Origin of the sequence: Tistrella mobilis, from assembly GCF_039634785.1 — a bacterium.
Classification (GTDB): domain Bacteria; phylum Pseudomonadota; class Alphaproteobacteria; order Tistrellales; family Tistrellaceae; genus Tistrella; species Tistrella mobilis.
In genome coordinates this window covers 269,359-285,807 of the sequence record NZ_JBBIAB010000004.1, presented here as the reverse complement: position 1 = coordinate 285,807, position 16,449 = coordinate 269,359, and the positions used below count along the sequence as shown (strand labels likewise).

At 68.7% G+C, this 16,449-nt stretch carries 15 protein-coding genes; 11 read left to right on the top strand and 4 right to left on the bottom strand.

Annotation, left to right across the window (positions count from 1 at the left end):
* Window positions 1-103: 103 nt before the first annotated feature.
* Both WI697_RS07725 and WI697_RS07720 read right to left on the bottom strand, forming a co-directional pair.
* A complete protein-coding gene (locus tag WI697_RS07725; RefSeq protein WP_062763294.1) occupies window positions 104-1,213 on the bottom strand; it encodes a DUF2336 domain-containing protein in 1,110 nt (369 codons plus the stop codon).
* 313 nt (window positions 1,214-1,526) lie between these two features.
* The gene (locus tag WI697_RS07720; protein WP_014744739.1) at window positions 1,527-1,739 is read right to left on the bottom strand and encodes a DUF3553 domain-containing protein; all 213 of its coding nucleotides are present in this window, start codon (window positions 1,737-1,739) and stop codon (window positions 1,527-1,529) included.
* A 275-nt stretch (window positions 1,740-2,014) separates the two neighbouring features.
* On the opposite strand from WI697_RS07720, the gene WI697_RS07715 reads away from it, so the two are divergent.
* The 6 genes from WI697_RS07715 (at window position 2,015) to WI697_RS07690 (ending at window position 8,550) form a co-directional block, all read left to right on the top strand.
* On the top strand, window positions 2,015-2,683 hold the full coding sequence (locus tag WI697_RS07715) for a histidine phosphotransferase family protein (protein ID WP_062763292.1): 669 nt from the start codon (window positions 2,015-2,017) through the stop codon (window positions 2,681-2,683).
* Window positions 2,684-2,802: 119 nt separating this feature from the next.
* Window positions 2,803-5,544, top strand: a complete 2,742-nt coding sequence (locus tag WI697_RS07710) for a hybrid sensor histidine kinase/response regulator (protein ID WP_296719311.1) — start codon at window positions 2,803-2,805, stop codon at window positions 5,542-5,544.
* The gene (locus WI697_RS07705; RefSeq protein WP_014744742.1) at window positions 5,541-6,038 is read left to right on the top strand and encodes a chemotaxis protein CheW; all 498 of its coding nucleotides are present in this window, start codon (window positions 5,541-5,543) and stop codon (window positions 6,036-6,038) included. The genes WI697_RS07710 and WI697_RS07705 overlap by 4 nt, the downstream gene beginning before the upstream one ends.
* A gap of 96 nt (window positions 6,039-6,134) precedes the next feature.
* Entirely contained in the window at window positions 6,135-6,500 is a 366-nt protein-coding gene (locus WI697_RS07700) for a response regulator (protein WP_014744743.1), read from the top strand.
* Between the two features lie 47 nt (window positions 6,501-6,547).
* The gene (locus WI697_RS07695) at window positions 6,548-7,741 is read left to right on the top strand and encodes a protein-glutamate methylesterase/protein-glutamine glutaminase (protein ID WP_345958109.1); all 1,194 of its coding nucleotides are present in this window, start codon (window positions 6,548-6,550) and stop codon (window positions 7,739-7,741) included.
* Window positions 7,741-8,550 carry a CheR family methyltransferase gene (locus tag WI697_RS07690; protein ID WP_062763893.1) on the top strand — a complete coding sequence of 270 codons (810 nt, stop codon included), beginning with the start codon at window positions 7,741-7,743 and terminating at the stop codon, window positions 8,548-8,550. Before WI697_RS07695 ends, WI697_RS07690 begins: the two co-directional genes overlap by 1 nt.
* A 146-nt stretch (window positions 8,551-8,696) precedes the next feature.
* Here the strand turns inward: WI697_RS07690 and ctrA are convergent, their stop codons facing one another.
* Window positions 8,697-9,428, bottom strand: coding sequence for a response regulator transcription factor CtrA (ctrA, locus tag WI697_RS07685; protein ID WP_014744746.1), 732 nt, complete (start codon window positions 9,426-9,428; stop codon window positions 8,697-8,699).
* A gap of 276 nt (window positions 9,429-9,704) precedes the next feature.
* Between ctrA and fliI the strand changes: the two genes are divergently transcribed.
* The 5 genes from fliI to WI697_RS07660 all read left to right on the top strand — a co-directional run bounded on the left by fliI (window position 9,705) and on the right by WI697_RS07660 (window position 15,108).
* Entirely contained in the window at window positions 9,705-11,042 is a 1,338-nt protein-coding gene (gene fliI, locus WI697_RS07680; RefSeq protein WP_062763891.1) for a flagellar protein export ATPase FliI, read from the top strand.
* Window positions 11,043-11,048: 6 nt separating this feature from the next.
* A complete protein-coding gene (locus tag WI697_RS07675; RefSeq protein WP_014744748.1) occupies window positions 11,049-11,489 on the top strand; it encodes a flagellar FliJ family protein in 441 nt (146 codons plus the stop codon).
* A 500-nt stretch (window positions 11,490-11,989) separates the two neighbouring features.
* Window positions 11,990-13,168, top strand: coding sequence for a COG1470 family protein (locus WI697_RS07670; RefSeq protein WP_228382268.1), 1,179 nt, complete (start codon window positions 11,990-11,992; stop codon window positions 13,166-13,168).
* 4 nt (window positions 13,169-13,172) lie between these two features.
* Window positions 13,173-14,165: an ABC transporter ATP-binding protein gene (locus WI697_RS07665; protein ID WP_082828503.1), complete on the top strand. Its 993-nt coding sequence runs from the start codon at window positions 13,173-13,175 to the stop codon at window positions 14,163-14,165.
* A complete protein-coding gene (locus WI697_RS07660; RefSeq protein ID WP_014744751.1) occupies window positions 14,158-15,108 on the top strand; it encodes an ABC transporter permease in 951 nt (316 codons plus the stop codon). The genes WI697_RS07665 and WI697_RS07660 overlap by 8 nt, the downstream gene beginning before the upstream one ends.
* A 34-nt stretch (window positions 15,109-15,142) precedes the next feature.
* On the opposite strand, the gene WI697_RS07655 is transcribed toward WI697_RS07660, so the two are convergent.
* Window positions 15,143-16,396: an MFS transporter gene (locus WI697_RS07655; RefSeq protein WP_345958033.1), complete on the bottom strand. Its 1,254-nt coding sequence runs from the start codon at window positions 16,394-16,396 to the stop codon at window positions 15,143-15,145.
* Between the last annotated feature and the right edge of the window lie 53 nt (window positions 16,397-16,449).

Genomic DNA, 16,449 nt, shown 5'->3' with positions numbered 1-16,449 from the left:
GGGCGTGTCCCGTTCACCGGGCTGTCTTGAGACAACATTGTGGGGGTGCAGAGGTTGCCGCGCAAGGGCCGCAACGCAACCGGGCGGGGCCGCGTCCGGCGGTTCAGATCGCGTCGCCGTCCCACAGCGCCAGAATGGCGAGCGCCCGCCGGCGGTCGACCATGTCGAAAAACGCCACCGCTTCAAGCAGATCCTTGGGATCCGACACCCTGGTGCCGCGGCTCATCTTGCGGGTGAGCATGAACAGCGTCGAGAAGCCCTGACGGGTGACGTCGGCCGCCCTGCAGGCGATCGCCAGGGCCTGGCCGGTGGTCTCGAAGGCGATCCGTCGGGCGGTGATCGGGCGGATCTCGGTCATATGGGCGAGCGCCGCCTCGAACAGCGCGATCTCGCCCTGGCGGTAGCTTTGCAGCAGGAAGGTCTCGGTGACGCCGCCGCCGCGCGCCAGCATGGCGACGCGCTGCCGCGCCCGGCCCTGATCTTCGGCCAGGCGGCCGGTTTCGGTCACCCTGCGGTCCACCACCCGGGCGACCGCCCGCTCGATCATCTCGGGCGAGACGTCGAACCGCTGGACGATGTGGCGGCGCAGCGACGCCCCCACCCACCAGAACATCCGATAGGCCAGCCCCGCCGGCAGTTCCTGGCGCTGCAACAGCGGCGGCTGGATCACCTCCATCCGCTGCGACAGCATCACGATACGCTCCAGCAGCTTCGGCGAGAGCGGCGCCGCCCGGTTCGCCAGCCGCGCCGTCACCACCTCGGCCTCGGCGGCATCCAGCAGGGCGCCGGTGACGGCGTCGCTCAGATCCGGGCGCTGGGCGATGGCGGTGCGGTGGGCGGAAGAGCGTTCGCGGGCGATCGCGATCAGATCCGGATCGGTCAGGATCGGCGAGCGCGACAGCAGGGGATGGGCGACCTCGATCCGGTCGTTGGCCAGCATCACGAACAGGTTGGGCGGCAGTTCCCCCGCTTCGGGCATCGCCGCCAGTTCTTCCGCCAGTTCGCGGCGGAGCGTGTGCTCGATATCTGCAACCAGGGGTTGGATCAAATGGGCAACGACGCCGCGCACCCGTTCGGTCAGCTTGCGCTCACGGTCGATCAGCATCGTTGCGATGGTGCCGGCAATCGCCTGCCGCTGCGATGGTGGCTTCTGGAGAGCCGCCCGCGCGAGTGCTTCGACCTCGCGTTCGATCACGATCCCCCCGCCGACCACCAGCAGCTTCCCCGATATGGCCCGGCTTCCCTCTCCACGACAACGGGATCCACGATGCGGATCATCGAAGCGTCCCGGGGCGGGTATGGTGATGCGGGGGCAGGTATCATCACGTTCCGTGGCAGAGCGGCCGCAGGCCGGCCCATAGCAGAGTGACCGCAGGTGCTGGTCTTTGGCGGAGAACCGCAGACCCTGCCCTTCGGCGGAGAAAGTCTCGCGGGACGAAGCGTCCGGCGCATCCTGTATTTACGAAGCCCGGATGGCGGCTGCAACCGCAAAAGCTGTACCGTGGCTTTCCGGTGCCCCTGGTCGCTCAATCGTCATCATCCGGCGGGTTCGGTCCGCGGACCAGTTCCAGATCGACGACATCGGCATGCACGGTGCGCTTCCCGCCATGTTCGAAATTGACGGTGACGCGATGGGCGGCCACGCTCTGGACCTGACCCAGCCCCCAATCGGGCTGACCGGGCAGGCGGACGAGGCTTCCCGGCGGGTACAGCATGCCGTAAGGTGCCGGCGTGGTCATCTGACGATCCTTCCGGATTGGGTCCGTTCCCGACACAGATGGGGTGGCGGCATCGCCTGCACCAGGGGCCGTTTCCGGGGAGCCGATGCCGTCCGTGGCCCGGATCCGGGGGGTGCGCGCATATGGTTACGGCAATCGCGCTGCGCCTAAGGGAAATTTAACGCTTGCCGCCGTAAAAGAAGAAGGCGAGCCCCGGTAGGTTCACCGGGGATGCGATCGGTTTCAGGGAGTGACGCGACGTGGGCGAGGGAGATTGGGTACGACTCTCCGGACTGGTGTGTGCCAGGCTCTGCCACGACCTGGTCGGTCCCGTCGGTGGTGTCGTCAACGGCGTTGAGTTCCTGGCCGAAGACGGCATGGGAGACGACGCGCTGCAGCTGCTGGCCGACAGTGCGGCCCGCGCCGCCCGCCGGTTGAGTTTCTATCGTCTGGCCCTGGGCGCCGGCGGCAATCCCGACGAACGGGTGGCGGCCGGCGATCTGTCGGCGGCACTCGCCGGATACTTTACCGACGAGCGTGCCGGTCTGGACGTCATCGCCTGGCCGAGCGACGGCAATGTGCTGAGGGCCCATGGCGGCATCGTGCTGTGCCTGGCGGCAATCTCGGCACAGGCCCTGTTGCGCGGCGGCACGGTCACCATCGCCTGGCGGACCACGGTCGAGGGCGGCAGCGTGAGCGTGGTGGCCGAAGGCGGCGCCATGCGCCTGCCCGAGACGCTGGTCCCGTCGATCGAGGGACGGATCGATCCGGCGGCGCTGGATGCCCGCACCGTGCTGCCTTTCATGGTTTCCGAAATGGCCGCCGCCGTCGGCGGCCGGCTTGCGGTTGCCACCGACTGGTCGGGCGCCGATCTGCGCCGCCTGACCATCACGGGCGATCTGCCGGTCTTCACCGCCCGGGCCGGCGTCTCCAGCCTGGAGCGGACCGGCGAAACCGGCCCCTGAACCCCTCTCTTCGCCGCCGGCGGGCCTGCCCGCGGCGGCCCCGTCTGCGGACACTCCGACGACTTCACACGCAAGGCGCCACGGCGCCAGCCATTCACGGCAGCAGGGATGAGAACGCCATGGACGAGCTGCTGAGCGAGTTCCTCACCGAAACGACGGAGAGCCTGTCCACGCTCGACGTCGAACTGGTGCGCCTGGAGCGCAATCCAGACAATCCGGAACTGCTGCAGAACATCTTCCGCCTTGTACACACCATCAAGGGAACCTGCGGGTTCCTGGGCCTGCCCCGGCTCGAGAAGGTGGCGCATGCGGCCGAGAACGTGCTGGGCAAGGTGCGTGACCGCGAGCTGACGGTCACCCCCTATATCGTGACGCTGATCCTGGAGAGCCTGGACCAGATCAAGGAGATCCTGGCCGAGCTGGAACGGACCCAGGCCGAGCCGGCCGGCAATGACGCCGACCTGATCGGCCGCCTGGATGCCGCGGCCGAAGGCGTCGAGGCTCCGGCCAAGACCGCCGCGCCGACCGGTGCCGACGGCGCGCCCGATTTCGAGGCGGTGCGCCGGATGATGGCGGCCGAAATCTCGGGCAACGCCCTGCCGGACGACGAGGACGAGACCGAGGCCGAAGCCCCGGCGGGCCTGCCGGTGGGCACGGCCCAGCCGCAGGCGCTGGTGGCCGCCGGTGCCGGTGCGGTCGCGACCCAGCAGGCGCCGGCGGCGGCAGAGGCCGCACCGCGGGCCGATGCCGGCGATCACCACGATGCCGGCAGCAATGGCGGCCCGCGCGAAAGCCACATCGCCGGTCAGACCATCCGCGTCAATGTCGACCTGCTCGAACATCTGATGACCATGGTCAGCGAACTGGTGCTGACCCGCAACCAGCTGCTCCAGATGGTGCGCGGCCGCAGCGACAGCGAGTTCACCGTGCCGCTGCAGCGCCTGTCCCATGTCACGTCCGAGCTGCAGGAAGGGGTCATGAAGACCCGCATGCAGCCGATCGGCAATGCCTGGGCCAAGCTGCCGCGCATCGTCCGCGACCTGGGCCAGGAACTGAACAAGAAGCTCGACCTGAAGATGTACGGCTCCGAAACCGAGCTGGACCGTCAGGTTCTGGAGCTGATCAAGGATCCGCTGACCCACATGGTCCGCAACTCGGCCGATCACGGTCTGGAGCGGCCCGACGAGCGGCGGGCGGCGGGCAAGCCCGAGACCGGCACCATCACCCTCAACGCCTATCACGAAGGCGGCCACATCATCATCGAGATCGCGGATGACGGCCGCGGCATCGATCTTACCAAGGTGCGCCAGAAGATCGTGAAGGTCGGCCTTGCCACCGAGAACGAACTCGACGGCATGACCGACACCCAGATCGCCCAGTACATCTTCCGGCCGGGCTTCTCCACGGCCGAGAAGGTGACCAGCGTCTCGGGTCGCGGCGTCGGCATGGACGTGGTGCGGACCAATATCGAGAAGATCGGCGGCACGATCGAGCTGCGGACCGTCAGCGGCAAGGGTTCGACCTTCGTCATCAAGATCCCGCTGACGCTGGCGATCGTGGCGGCGCTGATCGTGGAAGCCGCGGGCGACCGTTTCGCGCTGCCGCAGATCAGCGTGGTGGAGCTGGTGCGTGCCTCCAACACTTCCGAGCATCGCATCGAGCGGATCAACAGCCGGCCGGTTCTGCGCCTGCGCGACCATCTGCTGCCGCTGGTGAGCCTGGGCCACGCCCTGGCCCTGGTCGACGAGCACGACCCGCAGGTCGAAATCGACGACGACGGCCTGTTCGTGATCGTCTGCAAGGTGGGCACCTTCTCGTTCGGCATCATCGTCGACCAGGTCTTCGACACCGAGGAAATCGTGGTCAAGCCGGTGGCGCCGATCCTGCGCGACATCACCATGTTCTCGGGCAACACCATCCTGGGTGACGGCAGCGTGGTCATGATCCTGGATCCGAACGGCCTGGCGACCTCGGTGGGCGAGATCCAGACCGCCAGCGACCGCCGCGCCGAGGCGGCAGCGGCCGAGGCAGCCGCCAATGCCGACGACAAGCTGTCCCTGCTGGTGTTCCGCGCCGGCGGCGAGGATCCGAAGGCGGTGCCGCTGTCGCTGGTGGCGCGCCTGGAAGAGATCGACCTGGCGACGGTGGAACGCTCCGACGGCCGGCCGGTGGTGCAGTATCGCGGCCAGATCATGCCGCTGGTCATGGTCAACGAGGGCCAGGAGCTGGCGCGCGAGGGCCGGCAGCCGGTGGTGGTCTTCACCGAGCGCAACCGCACCATGGGCCTGGTGGTCGACGAGATCGTCGACATCGTGGAAGACAGCTTCAATGTGGAGCTGCGCAGCCGCCGCGACGGCCTGATCGGCACCGCGGTGATCGCCGGCCGCACCACCGACATCGTGGATGTGGGCTATTACCTGCTCCGCGCCACCGGCGACTGGTACGAGGCCGAGCCGCGCAAGATCGGCGCCGCGCGCGCCCGTCGGGTGCTGCTGGTCGATGACAGCGCCTTCTTCCGCAGCCTGATCGCGCCGGTTCTGCGCGTGTCCGGTTACGAGGTCTCGGGTGTGGAAAGTGCCGAAGCGGCGCTGAAACTGCGCGACCAGGGCGCCGAGTTCGATATCATCGTCAGTGACATCGAGATGCCGGGCATGGACGGCTTCGCCTTCGCCCGCACCATCCGCGAAGAGGGCGCCTGGTCCCAGGTCCCGATGATTGCGCTGTCGTCGCATACCGCGCCCGAGGATTTCGATCGCGGCCGCGACAGCGGGTATGACGACTATGTGGCGAAGTTCGACCGTGAGGGCCTGATCGCGGCGATCGGTCAGGTGATGAACATGGCGAAGGGGAGCGTGGCATGAGTGCGGATATCGTCCGCTACGCCGGTGGCGGCAACGCCCTGGCCCGCACCGGTGACGACGAGGTCGTCGGCGCCCAGCGGCAGTTCGTGACGGTGGTGATCGAACGGCAGACCTTTGGCATCCCGGTGCTGGTGGTCCAGGACATCCTGGGCCCCCAGAAGATCACCCGGGTGCCGCTGGCCCCGGCCGAGGTCGCGGGCGCGCTGAACCTGCGCGGCCGCATCGTCACCGCGATCAATGTCCGCCGGCGGCTGGGCCTGGCGCCCCGCCCGGCGGAGATGAAGGGCATGAACGTGGTCGTCGAACACGACGGCGAGCTGTACAGCCTGATGGTCGACGGGGTGGGCGAGGTGCTCTCGCTCGACGACGCCCGGTTCGAACGCAACCCGGCCAATCTCGCGCAGCATTGGCGAGACGTCTCTCTCGGGGTATACCGACTGAACGACAAGCTGCTGCTGGTGCTTGATGTCGAGCGTCTGTTCGAATTCGGCTGATGCCGCCCCTCGCGCCGGCCCGGCCTGTCCGACCGAAGCCTTTCCTCCCCACAAGTGCCCGGGCGTCGGGCGGCGCGTTCGAGGATCCGATCTGAAATGAAGACCTGCCTGATCGTTGACGACTCCAAGGTCATCCGCATGGTCGCGCGGCGCATCCTTGAGGGTCTCTCCTTCGCCACCAGGGAAGCCGCGGATGGTCAGGAGGCGGTGGATCGCTGCCGCGAGGCCATGCCGGACGCCGTGCTGCTGGACTGGAACATGCCGGTGATGAACGGGCTGGAGTTCCTGAAGGCGCTGCGTCAGATGCCGGGCGGCGACGCGCCGATCGTCGTCTTCTGCACCACCGAGAACGATCTCTCCCATATTCAGGAGGCGATCATGGCGGGTGCGAACGAATACATCATGAAGCCGTTCGACAGCGAGATCATCGAAACCAAATTCACGCAGGTGGGCCTCATCTAGTGAGCTCTTACACAGCAGGGGGCGGAGGCGTCGAACCCTATCGCGTGATGGTGGTCGACGACAGCGCGGTCATTCGCGGTCTGTTCATCCGTGTCCTAGAAGCCGATCCCGAGATCCGTGTCGTCGCCTCTGCCGCGAATGGCCGGATCGCACTCAACCAGCTGAAGCGCCAGCCGGTGGAAGTGGTCGTGCTCGACATCGAGATGCCGGAAATGGACGGTCTGACCGCCCTGCCGGAGCTGGTGCGGGCGCAGCCCGGGCTCAAGGTCATCATGGCATCCACGCTGACCCGCAAGAATGCGGCGGTCAGCATGGAGGCCCTGGCCAAGGGCGCGGTCGACTACATTCCCAAGCCGAGCGCCACCAGCGAGGTCTACTCGAACGAGGGTTTCTCGCGCGAGCTGCTGGCCAAGGTGAAGGCCCATGCCGATCGCGGTCGCCGCGACGGCACGGCGCCGGCACTCGGCAGCGGTGGCGGTGCCGCCGCACCGGCGGCGCCTTCAGCCGCCGCCAGCCCGACCACGGCCTATCGTCCGCGGACCGAGCCGGCGGCACCTGCCGCACGTCCGGTCGCGGCGCCGGCCACGGCGGCGGATCTGCCGCAGCGGCTGGGCCTGCAGCGCAAGCCCGTGGTGCTGCGCCCGTTCCCGCCGGCCTTCCGTGCCAAGGCGCTGGCGGTCGGCAGCTCCACCGGCGGCCCGCAGGCGCTGTTCACCCTGTTCGGGGCGCTGGGGCCCGCGCTGCAGCGGATTCCGGTGTTCATCACCCAGCACATGCCCGCCACCTTCACCACCATCCTGGCCGAGCATCTGGCCCGCGCAAGCGGCCTGCCCTGCGTCGAGGCCGAGGACGGCATGCCGGTGAAGGCCGGTCGCATCCACGTCGCCCGCGGTGACTGGCACATGGTGCCGACCGAAGCGGCCGGCGGGGCGGTGATCCGGATCAACCAGGACGCGCCGGAGAATTTCTGCCGGCCGGCGGTGGATCCGATGCTGCGGGGGCTGGCGAAGATTTATGGCCGCAATCTGCTGACCGTGATCCTGACCGGTATGGGGTCGGACGGGCAGCGTGGTGGCGAACATGTCGTTCAGGCGGGCGGCGTGGTCATGGCCCAGGACGAGGCGTCGAGCGTCGTCTGGGGCATGCCGGGTGCGGCTGCCCAGGCCGGGCTGTGCAGCGCCGTGCTGCCGCTGGATCGTATGGCCGGCGAGGTCCGCCGGCTGGTCGACGGAGGACCGTGATGGCGCCGGAGGATTTCGCCTTCATCAGCGGCATGCTGAAGCAGCGGTCCGGGCTGGTGATCGGCCCCGACAAGCTGTACCTGCTGGAAAGCAGACTGTCGCCGCTTGCCCGGCGCCGGGGGCTGCCGGGACTGCCTGAGCTGATCGCCGAGCTGCGCAAGCCGTCGGCGGAAGAACTCCGGCGCGACGTCACGGATGCGATGACGACGAACGAGACGTCGTTCTTCCGCGACATCAAGCCCTTCGACGAGCTGCGCAAATTCGTGCTGCCCGAGCTTCTGGCCCGGCGGCAGGATCGTCGCCAGCTCAGGATCTGGTCGGCCGCCGCGTCGACCGGGCAGGAAGCCTATACCATCGCCATGCTGTTCAAGGAGATGGGGGCCAAGCTCGACGGCTGGCGGCTGGAGATCATCGGCACCGACCTTGCCAACGAGGTGCTGGACAAGGCCAAGGCTGCGACCTATTCGCAGTTCGAGGTGCAGCGCGGCCTGCCGATCACCATGCTGGTGAAGTATTTCCAGCAGGATGGTGAGCAGTGGCGCCTGAACCAGACCATCCGGTCGATGGTGCAGTTCCGTCAGCACAACCTGCTGAACGGCGCGGCGGGCTTCGGCACCTTCGATGTCATCTTCTGCCGCAACGTGCTGATCTACTTCGATCAGGACACCAAGCGGAAGGTGCTGGAGGATCTGCGCAAGGTGATCGCGCCCGACGGCTTCCTGTTCCTGGGCGGTGCCGAAACCGTGCTCGGCATCACCGACCGCTTCCGGCCGCTGCCGGATCACCGGGGCGTTTACGTCCCGGCCTGATCCGGCGCCCGCCGGGCGGCGGACACCACACAGGCAAAGACGACACAGACGAAACCGCCGGCGGAACCTCTTCCGCCGGCGGTCTTTTTTTGGAGAGAGTGCCGACGCGGCAGCCGGGCGGCTGCCGGTCGCTCAGGCCCGGTCGCTCAGGCGGCGTCGGTGCGCCGGCGGCCCGATCCGTCGTCACCGCTGCGGCTGCCCAGTTCCGGATCCTTCAGCACATAGCCGCGGCCCCAGACGGTATGGATGTAGTTGTCGCCATGGGTGGCGCTGGTCAGCTTTTTGCGCAGTTTGCAGACGAAGACGTCGATGATCTTCAGCTCGGGCTCGTCGATGCCGCCATAGAGATGGTTGAGGAACATCTCTTTGGTCAGCGTCGTGCCCTTGCGCAGCGACAGCAGTTCCAGGATGGCGTATTCCTTGGCGGTGAGATGGACCGGCCGCTCGTCGACCGTGACCGACTGCTTGTCCAGATCGACCGTCAGCCGGCCGGTACGGATCACCGACTGGGCATGGCCGCGCGACCGGCGCACCACCGCCTGGATGCGGGCGACCAGTTCCGCCATGTCGAAGGGCTTGGTGACATAGTCGTCGGCGCCGACGCCCAGACCCTTGATCTTCTTGTCGGTATCGGTCAGCCCCGACAGGATCAGCACCGGCGTCTGGACCCGGGCGGCGCGCAGCCGGCGCACCACCTCGTAGCCGTCCATGTCGGGCAGCATCAGGTCCAGGATCATGAGGTCGTAATCATAGAGCCGCCCGATCTCGAGGCCTTCTTCGCCGAGATCGGTAGTGTCGCAGACGAACCCTTCCTTTTTCAGGGCGAGTTCGATCGAGCGGGCAGTCGACGGATCGTCTTCGACGAGCAGAATACGCATGGACCAGCAACCTCTTCCGATCGGCGGCAATCCGCCAGTCCCGCACGTGGTCTGGCGACCATGGCGCGCTGGAACGACCCTTCTTATGTCGTCCCACGGTATCACGTCGGGATTGTGATGAAAATCGGACAGACGTGTTTGCGAGCACTTCTCAGGGTGTAGGATCGCTTATTGGGATATCGTTCGTCGCTCTGCCCTGAAAAGGGGGCGGCAGACGGAAGACCGGCGGATGGACATTTCGCGGACAGGGGGATGGCAGATGGAGGGGCGGGGTCGATGCAGGATCTGATCCGCTCTCTGGCGGGCACGATCGAGGCGCTCGACAGCTATGTGGTGCGTGGGCGCATCGTGGCGGTGCGCGGGCTGATGGCCGAGGCCAGCGGCGTGGCTGCGCGCACGGCCCTTGGCGACCATGTCCGCATCCGGCTGCGTGACGGCGGCCGGCTTGCGGCCGAGGTGGTCGGTTTCCGCGACGGCCGTGCCCTGCTGATGCCCTTCGGCCCGCTCGACGGCGTGGCGCTGGGGGCCGAGGTGGAGGCGAGCGGCGGCGAGGCGACCATCCGCCCCTCCGAAGGCTGGCTCGGCCGGGTGATCGACGGCTTCGGCCGGCCGATCGACGGCAAGGGGCCGCTGGTGCCCGGCGCCCGTCCGCGGCCGATGCGGGCGCCGCCGCCGCCCGCCCATGCCCGCACCCGGGTCGGTGCCAAGATCGATCTGGGCGTGCGGGTGCTGAACACCTTCGTCACCTGCTGCCGCGGCCAGCGTCTCGGCATTTTTGCGGCCTCGGGCGTCGGCAAATCGGTGCTGATGGGCATGATCGCCCGCTATACGGCGGCCGATGTCTCGGTGGTGGGGCTGATCGGCGAGCGTGGCCGCGAGGTGCAGGAATTCATCGAAGGGGCGCTCGGCCCCGAAGGTCTGGCGCGGAGCGTGGTGGTGGTCGCAACCTCCGACGAGCCGGCGCTGATGCGCCGCCAGGCCGCCTATACCACTCTCGCGGTGGCCGAGCATTTCCGCGACCAGGGCGCCGATGTGCTGTGCATGATCGACAGCATCACCCGCTTCGCCCAGGCGCAGCGCGAAATCGGCCTGGCGGCGGGCGAACCGCCGGCGAGCAAGGGCTTCACGCCATCGGTCTTCGCCGAACTGCCCCGCCTGCTGGAACGGGCGGGGCCCGGCACCGGCCAGGGCTCGATCACCGGCCTGTTCACGGTGCTGGTCGAAGGCGACAACCACGACGAGCCGGTGGCCGACGCCACCCGTGGCATTCTCGACGGCCATATCGTGCTGGAGCGGTCGATCGGCGAACGGGGCCGCTATCCGGCGGTGAATGTGCTGCGCAGCGTGTCGCGCACCATGCCCGACTGCAACACCCCCGAACAGAACGCCGTCGTGATCCGCGCCCGCCGCCTGCTGTCGACCTATGAGGACATGGCCGAGATGATCCGCCTCGGCGCCTATCGCGCCGGTTCGGACCCCGCGGTCGACGAGGCGATCCGCTATCACGAGGGGCTGGAGCGGTTCCTCTCGCAGGGCAAGGCCGAACGCGCGACGCTGGCCGAAGGCTATGACCAGCTGGCCCAGCTGCTCGGCATGCCGAAGCCCGGAGGCTGATCCCCGATGGCGAACCCGGTCAAGGCCCTCGACGGGCTGATCCGCCTGGCCCGCAACGGCGTCGATGCCGCCCGGCGCAACGTCACCGCGGTCGAAGACCAGATCACCGCGATCGAGGCCGACGACGCCCGGCTGGTCGCCGAGGTCGCGGCCGAAAAGGCGGCGGCAGGCAACGACCCGGCGATGATCGCCGGCTGGGTCGCCTATGCCGGCCGGGTCGACCGGAGGCGGGCAGAGATCGCCCGGCATCTGACCCTTCTGCGCAAGGCCCGCGAACGCGCGCTTGAAGACCTGGCCGAGGCCTTCCGCACCGTGAAGCGCTATGAAATCGCCCGCGACAACCGCTTGGCCCGCGCCGCCCACGAAGCCGATCTGCGCGAAACCGACCGCATGGACGAAATCGGCATGGCCGGCTTCCGGCGCAAGGCGGCGGAGGAGGGGGAGTAGTCGGGACGGCTCGTCGGCAAGCCGCAGGTCTCGCAAGTCCCGCCACTTTCCACCCGGAAACACTTGAACCCCACCCCGCATCTGCCTACGCTTGCCGGCGTGACGGATGACAGATCCGTCGCATACGACATCGTCGTCCAGCGTAAGGAAGATGGGCATGAAAATCCGTCCCTCGCACGACTGCGTCGTCAGCCGCATCGCGTCCGGCAAGGCCACGCCCGGCGGCACCGTCATTCACAGCACAGCCTGACCACCATCCTGCGGGATCGGGTCTTGCATGGCCCGATTGCGCCAGGGCCGGCACGTGATGCCGCCGGGTCTGCACCGGCCGGGCCACGGTGTCGGCAGGGGCCGGGGGTCTGGTCTGCCTGATCCATGCGGGGGTGCGCCCCGTTCAGGCTGCCCGATCTTCGGCAGAGAGAGAGACCGGCATATCCGCGCGGAGGGAGGCGGACATGCCCGGGGTGGCGCCTTGCGCCCCCGTTCCGGCGAAGAGAATGATGAAGACGATGCTCCTTCGCGCCGCGGTGATCGCGGCGCTGCTGATGCCCGCCGCCATCGCACCCATGGCGGCCTCGGCCGAGACCAGCTCAGGGCCCGACGGGTTCTGGATGACCACCCCCTATCCCGATCTGGCGGTGAAGCCGGGCGAGACCGCCTCGATCCCGCTGACCCTGCGCAATCAGGGCCTGCCGCCGCAACGCGCGACACTCGACGTCTCGGGCCTGCCCGAGGGCTGGACCTCCACCCTGAAAGGCGGCGGCCGCGAGATCGGCGCGGTGATGGTCGGCCCCGACGACCGCGAGCGGATCACGCTGGAGGTGACCCCGCCCAAGACCGGCGCCAGGGCGCCGGTGCCGCTTGCGGTCAATGCCCGCCATGACGGCGAGACCACGACCCTGCCGCTGACCATCCGGCTGTCGGATGCGGCGGGTGGCGGGCTGAAACTCGCCCCCGAACTGCCGGCGCTCCGCGGAACCGCGCGCACCACCTTCAGCTTCCGGATCAAGGTGACCAATCAGAGCGGCGAGGGGGGCCTGTTCAACCTGTCGGCCCAGGCGCCCGACGGTTTCCAGACCCGGTTCAAGCGCGGCTACGGCACCGAAGAGATCACCGGCCTGCCGATCGAGCCCGGCGCGTCCGAGACCCTGACGCTGGAGGTGGTGCCGCTGCGGACCGCCCCGGCCGGCCGCTACCCGGTCAAGGTCGCGGTGACCGGCGGCGAGGTCAGCGCCGCCACCGATCTCGGCATCGAGATCACCGGCCAGCCCGACCTTGCCATTTCGGGCCCGCAGGAACGGCTGTCGGGCGATGTGGTCGCGGGCGAGCAGACGGAGTTCCCCTTCACCGTCACCAATACCGGCTCGGCCCCGGCCGAGGGGCTGGAGATGTCGGCGACCCCGCCCTCGGGCTGGAAAGTCGAATTCGCGCCGCAGCAGATCCCGAGCCTGGCCCCCGGCGCCGACGCCCAGGTGGCGGTCAGGATCACCCCGTCGGAAAAGGCGGTGGCGGGGGATTACGTGGTCGGCGTGCGCGCCGGCAGCGGCAGTCTTTCGCAATCGGTGCAGTTCCGCACCACCGTCACCACCTCCACGCTCTGGGGGATGATCGGTCTGGGCGTGATCGCCGTGGCGGTGCTGGTGCTGGCCGGTGCCGTGCTGCGCTATGGGCGGAGGTGACGCGATGACGCCCGAATTTTCATCCCGACCCGAGGGTGGTGCGATCGCAGCCACCCCGGCCGGGCCGCCGGTGATCGAGGCGCGTGGCCTGGTCAAACGCTATGGCGCGGCGGTCGCGGTCGCCGGCATCGACCTTCAGGTCGGTGCCGGCGAGGTGGTCGGCCTGCTCGGCCCCAACGGGGCCGGCAAGACCACCACCATCCTGATGCTGCTGGGGCTGACCGAGGCCAGCGCCGGCCAGGTCCGCATCCTGGGACACGACCCGCTGCGCGAGCCGCTGGCGGTGAAGCGGCGGGTCGGCTATCTGCCCGACCAGGTCGGCTTCTACGAGGCGATGACCGCGCGCGAGAACCTGGCCTATACCGCCCGCCTCGCCGGGATCGACGGGTCGGAGGCCGCCCGTCGGATCCTGGCGGCGCTGGAGCGGGTGCGGCTGGTGGAGGTTGCCGGCCGGCGGGTTTCCACCTTCTCGCGCGGCATGCGCCAGCGCCTGGGGATCGCCGAACTGCTGATGCGCGACTGCCGGGTGGTGATCCTGGACGAGCCGACCTCGGGGCTGGATCCGCAATCGACCCGCGAGCTGCTGGCGCTGATCCGCAGCCTCGCCGCCGATGGCATGACCGTGCTGCTCTCGTCTCACATGCTGGATGTGGTCGAGACGGTGTGCACGCGGGTGGCCCTGTTCAATCGCGGCCGGATCGGCTTCATCGGCACGGTGGAGGCGCTGGCCGCGCGGATCGGCGGCGGGGTCTATGTCATCGAGGTGGAGGCCGATGCCGGCGACCTGCCGGGCCTGCTGTCGGGGCTCGACGGCATCGAAGCCGTGATCCCCACGGCCCATGGCGGCTGGCAGATCGAGGCCCGTGCCGATCTGCGGGCGGCGATCGCCCGGCGGCTGGTCGAGGCCGGCATTGCGCTCCACACGCTGGATCTGAGGCGCGTGCGGCTGGACGAGGCCTATGGCCGGTTCTTCGAGGAGGCGGACAGAGATGCGTGAGGGATCTCCCTTCACCGGGGTCGGCACGATCGCGCTCAAAGAAGCGGCCGACCATATGACCGGGGCGCGGCTGCATCTGATCATGCTGCTCGTGCTGCTCACCGCCGCCGGCGCGCTTTATGGCGCGATCGGCACCATCCGTGCCGGGGCCACCGACGACACGTTTCTGTTCCTGAAACTCTTCACCACCGCCCGCCAGCCGGTGCCGTCCTTTGCCGGGCTGCTCGGCTTCCTGCTGCCGCTGGTGGCGATCGCCCTCGGTTTCGATGCGATCAATGCCGAACACGGCCGGCGGACGATGAGCCGCCTGCTCGCCCAGCCGATTTATCGCGATGCGATCCTGTTCGGCAAATTCCTGGGCGGGCTGCTGGTGATCGCGGTGGCGATGGTGACGCTCTGGCTCGGCACCACGGGGCTCGGCATCCTGTTCCTGGGGCTGCCGCCCACGGGGGCGGAGGTGTTGCGCGGCCTGGCCTATCTGGTGGCGACCATCGCCTATGCCGGGGTCTGGCTGGCGCTGGCGATGACGCTGTCGACGGTGATCCGCTCCACCGCCACCTCGGCGCTGGCGGCACTCTCCATCTGGCTGGTGCTGTCGGTGTTCTGGGGCATGATCGCACCGGTGGTTGCCTCGGCGATTTCGCCGGTCGATCCGCTGAACCCGATGTCGCTGATCGATGCCTTCCAGACCCAGCAGGCGGTGGCGCGGCTCTCACCCCAGACGCTCTATGGCGAGATTACCGCCATCCTGCTCGACCCGGCGGCCCGATCGGTGGGGCCGCTGTTCATCGACCAGCTGCGGGGCGCGCTGCTCGGTGCCCCGCTGCCGACGATCGAAAGCCTCGCCATCGTCTGGCCGCAGATGTCGGGGTTGATCGCCGCGATGATCCTGCTGTTCACCGCGGCTTATGTGCTGTTCCAGCGCCAGGAGATCCGGGCCTAGGATTGCTGCCCGGGGCGATCACGAGGCCGCGGGATCACGAGGCTGCGGGCGCCCGGCCGGCCGTCGTGCCGGCCGGGCCGTCCCGGTCGGCCTCGTCGCCGGCGGTCATCTGCAGCACGGCGGCGATCGTGCCGACCACGATCAGGCTGACCCAGCCGGTGGAATAGCTGCCGCTCCATTCAAAGCTGAGCCCGCCCAGCCAGGCCCCCAGGAACGCGCCGACCTGATGGCTCAGGAACATCACCCCGAACAGCGCGCCGAAATTGGCCGGGCCGAACAGGCCGTTGATCAGCCCGCTGACCGGCGGCACCACGCTCAGCCACAGAACCCCCATCGCGGCCGCGAAGATCAGCGTGGTCTCGACGCTGACCGGCACCACGAAGAACACGGCGATGGCGGCGGTGCGCAGCAGATAGATCAGCGCCAGCACGTTGCGATTGCCCCAGCGCTGGCAGAGATAGCCGGCGCCCAGCGTGCCGAAGGCGTTGCAGATGCCGATCAGCGCGATCGCCTGGGCGCCGACGATCGGCGGCAGGCCGCAGATGCCGATGAAATTCGGCAGATGGGTGGCGATGAAGATCAGCTGAAAGCCGCAGGCGAAGAAGGCGATGGTGGTGATGATGAAGGTGCGGTTGCCCAGCGCCTGGCCGATCGCCGCCCGGGCATTGACCGGCGGCACGGCCCCCGCGGCGGCAGGTGCGGGGGCGGGGCCGCGCCGGAACAACAGCGTCGCCACCGCCATCAGCGCCGCAAGCAGGGCAAGGCCGATCATGGCGTCCTGCCAGGTCCAGCGATCGATCATGCCCTGGGCGGCCGGTGCGATCACGAAGGTGCCGAGCGATCCGGTGGCGGCCAGGATCGACACCGCCGTTGCCCGCACCGCCGGGCTGGCCAGGCGCGAGACGATGCCGACCAGCACGCCATGCGATGTACCGGCGACCGCAAGCCCGATCAGCAGCCCACCGCCCAGATAAAGCCCGACATGGCTGCCGCTCGCCGCCAGATAGAGGCCGAGACCATAGAGCGCCGCGGCGATCAGCACCACCAGCCGGCCGCCGAAGCGGTCGCAGAGCGCGCCCATGAAGGGCTGACCGATGCCCCAGGCCAGGTTCTGCACCGCCATGGCGAAGCCGAAGGTGGCGACGGTGATGCCGGTGCCGCGCACCATCGGCTCGACGAACAGGCCGAGGCTTTGCCTCAACCCCATGGACAGTGACAGGATGATACCGGCAGCGACCAGCGACAGGATCAGCGCCGGGGTCCAGGATCGTGCAGCGGCGTGTGGCACGGGGGCGTCCTCCTCGTAAGACATCCCCCCACGATAGAGCCGCACCCGGCCCT

Bases quoted from the DNA above. Each gene is read 5' to 3' on its own strand.
- WI697_RS07670 (WP_228382268.1), top strand. From the start codon at position 11,990: ATGAAGACGATGCTCCTTCGCGCCGCGGTGATCGCGGCGCTGCTGATG.
- WI697_RS07695 (WP_345958109.1), top strand. From the start codon at position 6,548: ATGGTGGTCGACGACAGCGCGGTCATTCGCGGTCTGTTCATCCGTGTC.
- WI697_RS07690 (WP_062763893.1), top strand. From the start codon at position 7,741: ATGGCGCCGGAGGATTTCGCCTTCATCAGCGGCATGCTGAAGCAGCGG.
- ctrA (WP_014744746.1), bottom strand. From the start codon at position 9,428: ATGCGTATTCTGCTCGTCGAAGACGATCCGTCGACTGCCCGCTCGATC.
- WI697_RS07710 (WP_296719311.1), top strand. From the start codon at position 2,803: ATGGACGAGCTGCTGAGCGAGTTCCTCACCGAAACGACGGAGAGCCTG.
- WI697_RS07720 (WP_014744739.1), bottom strand. From the start codon at position 1,739: ATGACCACGCCGGCACCTTACGGCATGCTGTACCCGCCGGGAAGCCTC.
- WI697_RS07700 (WP_014744743.1), top strand. From the start codon at position 6,135: ATGAAGACCTGCCTGATCGTTGACGACTCCAAGGTCATCCGCATGGTC.
- fliI (WP_062763891.1), top strand. From the start codon at position 9,705: ATGCAGGATCTGATCCGCTCTCTGGCGGGCACGATCGAGGCGCTCGAC.
- WI697_RS07675 (WP_014744748.1), top strand. From the start codon at position 11,049: ATGGCGAACCCGGTCAAGGCCCTCGACGGGCTGATCCGCCTGGCCCGC.
- WI697_RS07705 (WP_014744742.1), top strand. From the start codon at position 5,541: ATGAGTGCGGATATCGTCCGCTACGCCGGTGGCGGCAACGCCCTGGCC.
- WI697_RS07665 (WP_082828503.1), top strand. From the start codon at position 13,173: ATGACGCCCGAATTTTCATCCCGACCCGAGGGTGGTGCGATCGCAGCC.
- WI697_RS07660 (WP_014744751.1), top strand. From the start codon at position 14,158: ATGCGTGAGGGATCTCCCTTCACCGGGGTCGGCACGATCGCGCTCAAA.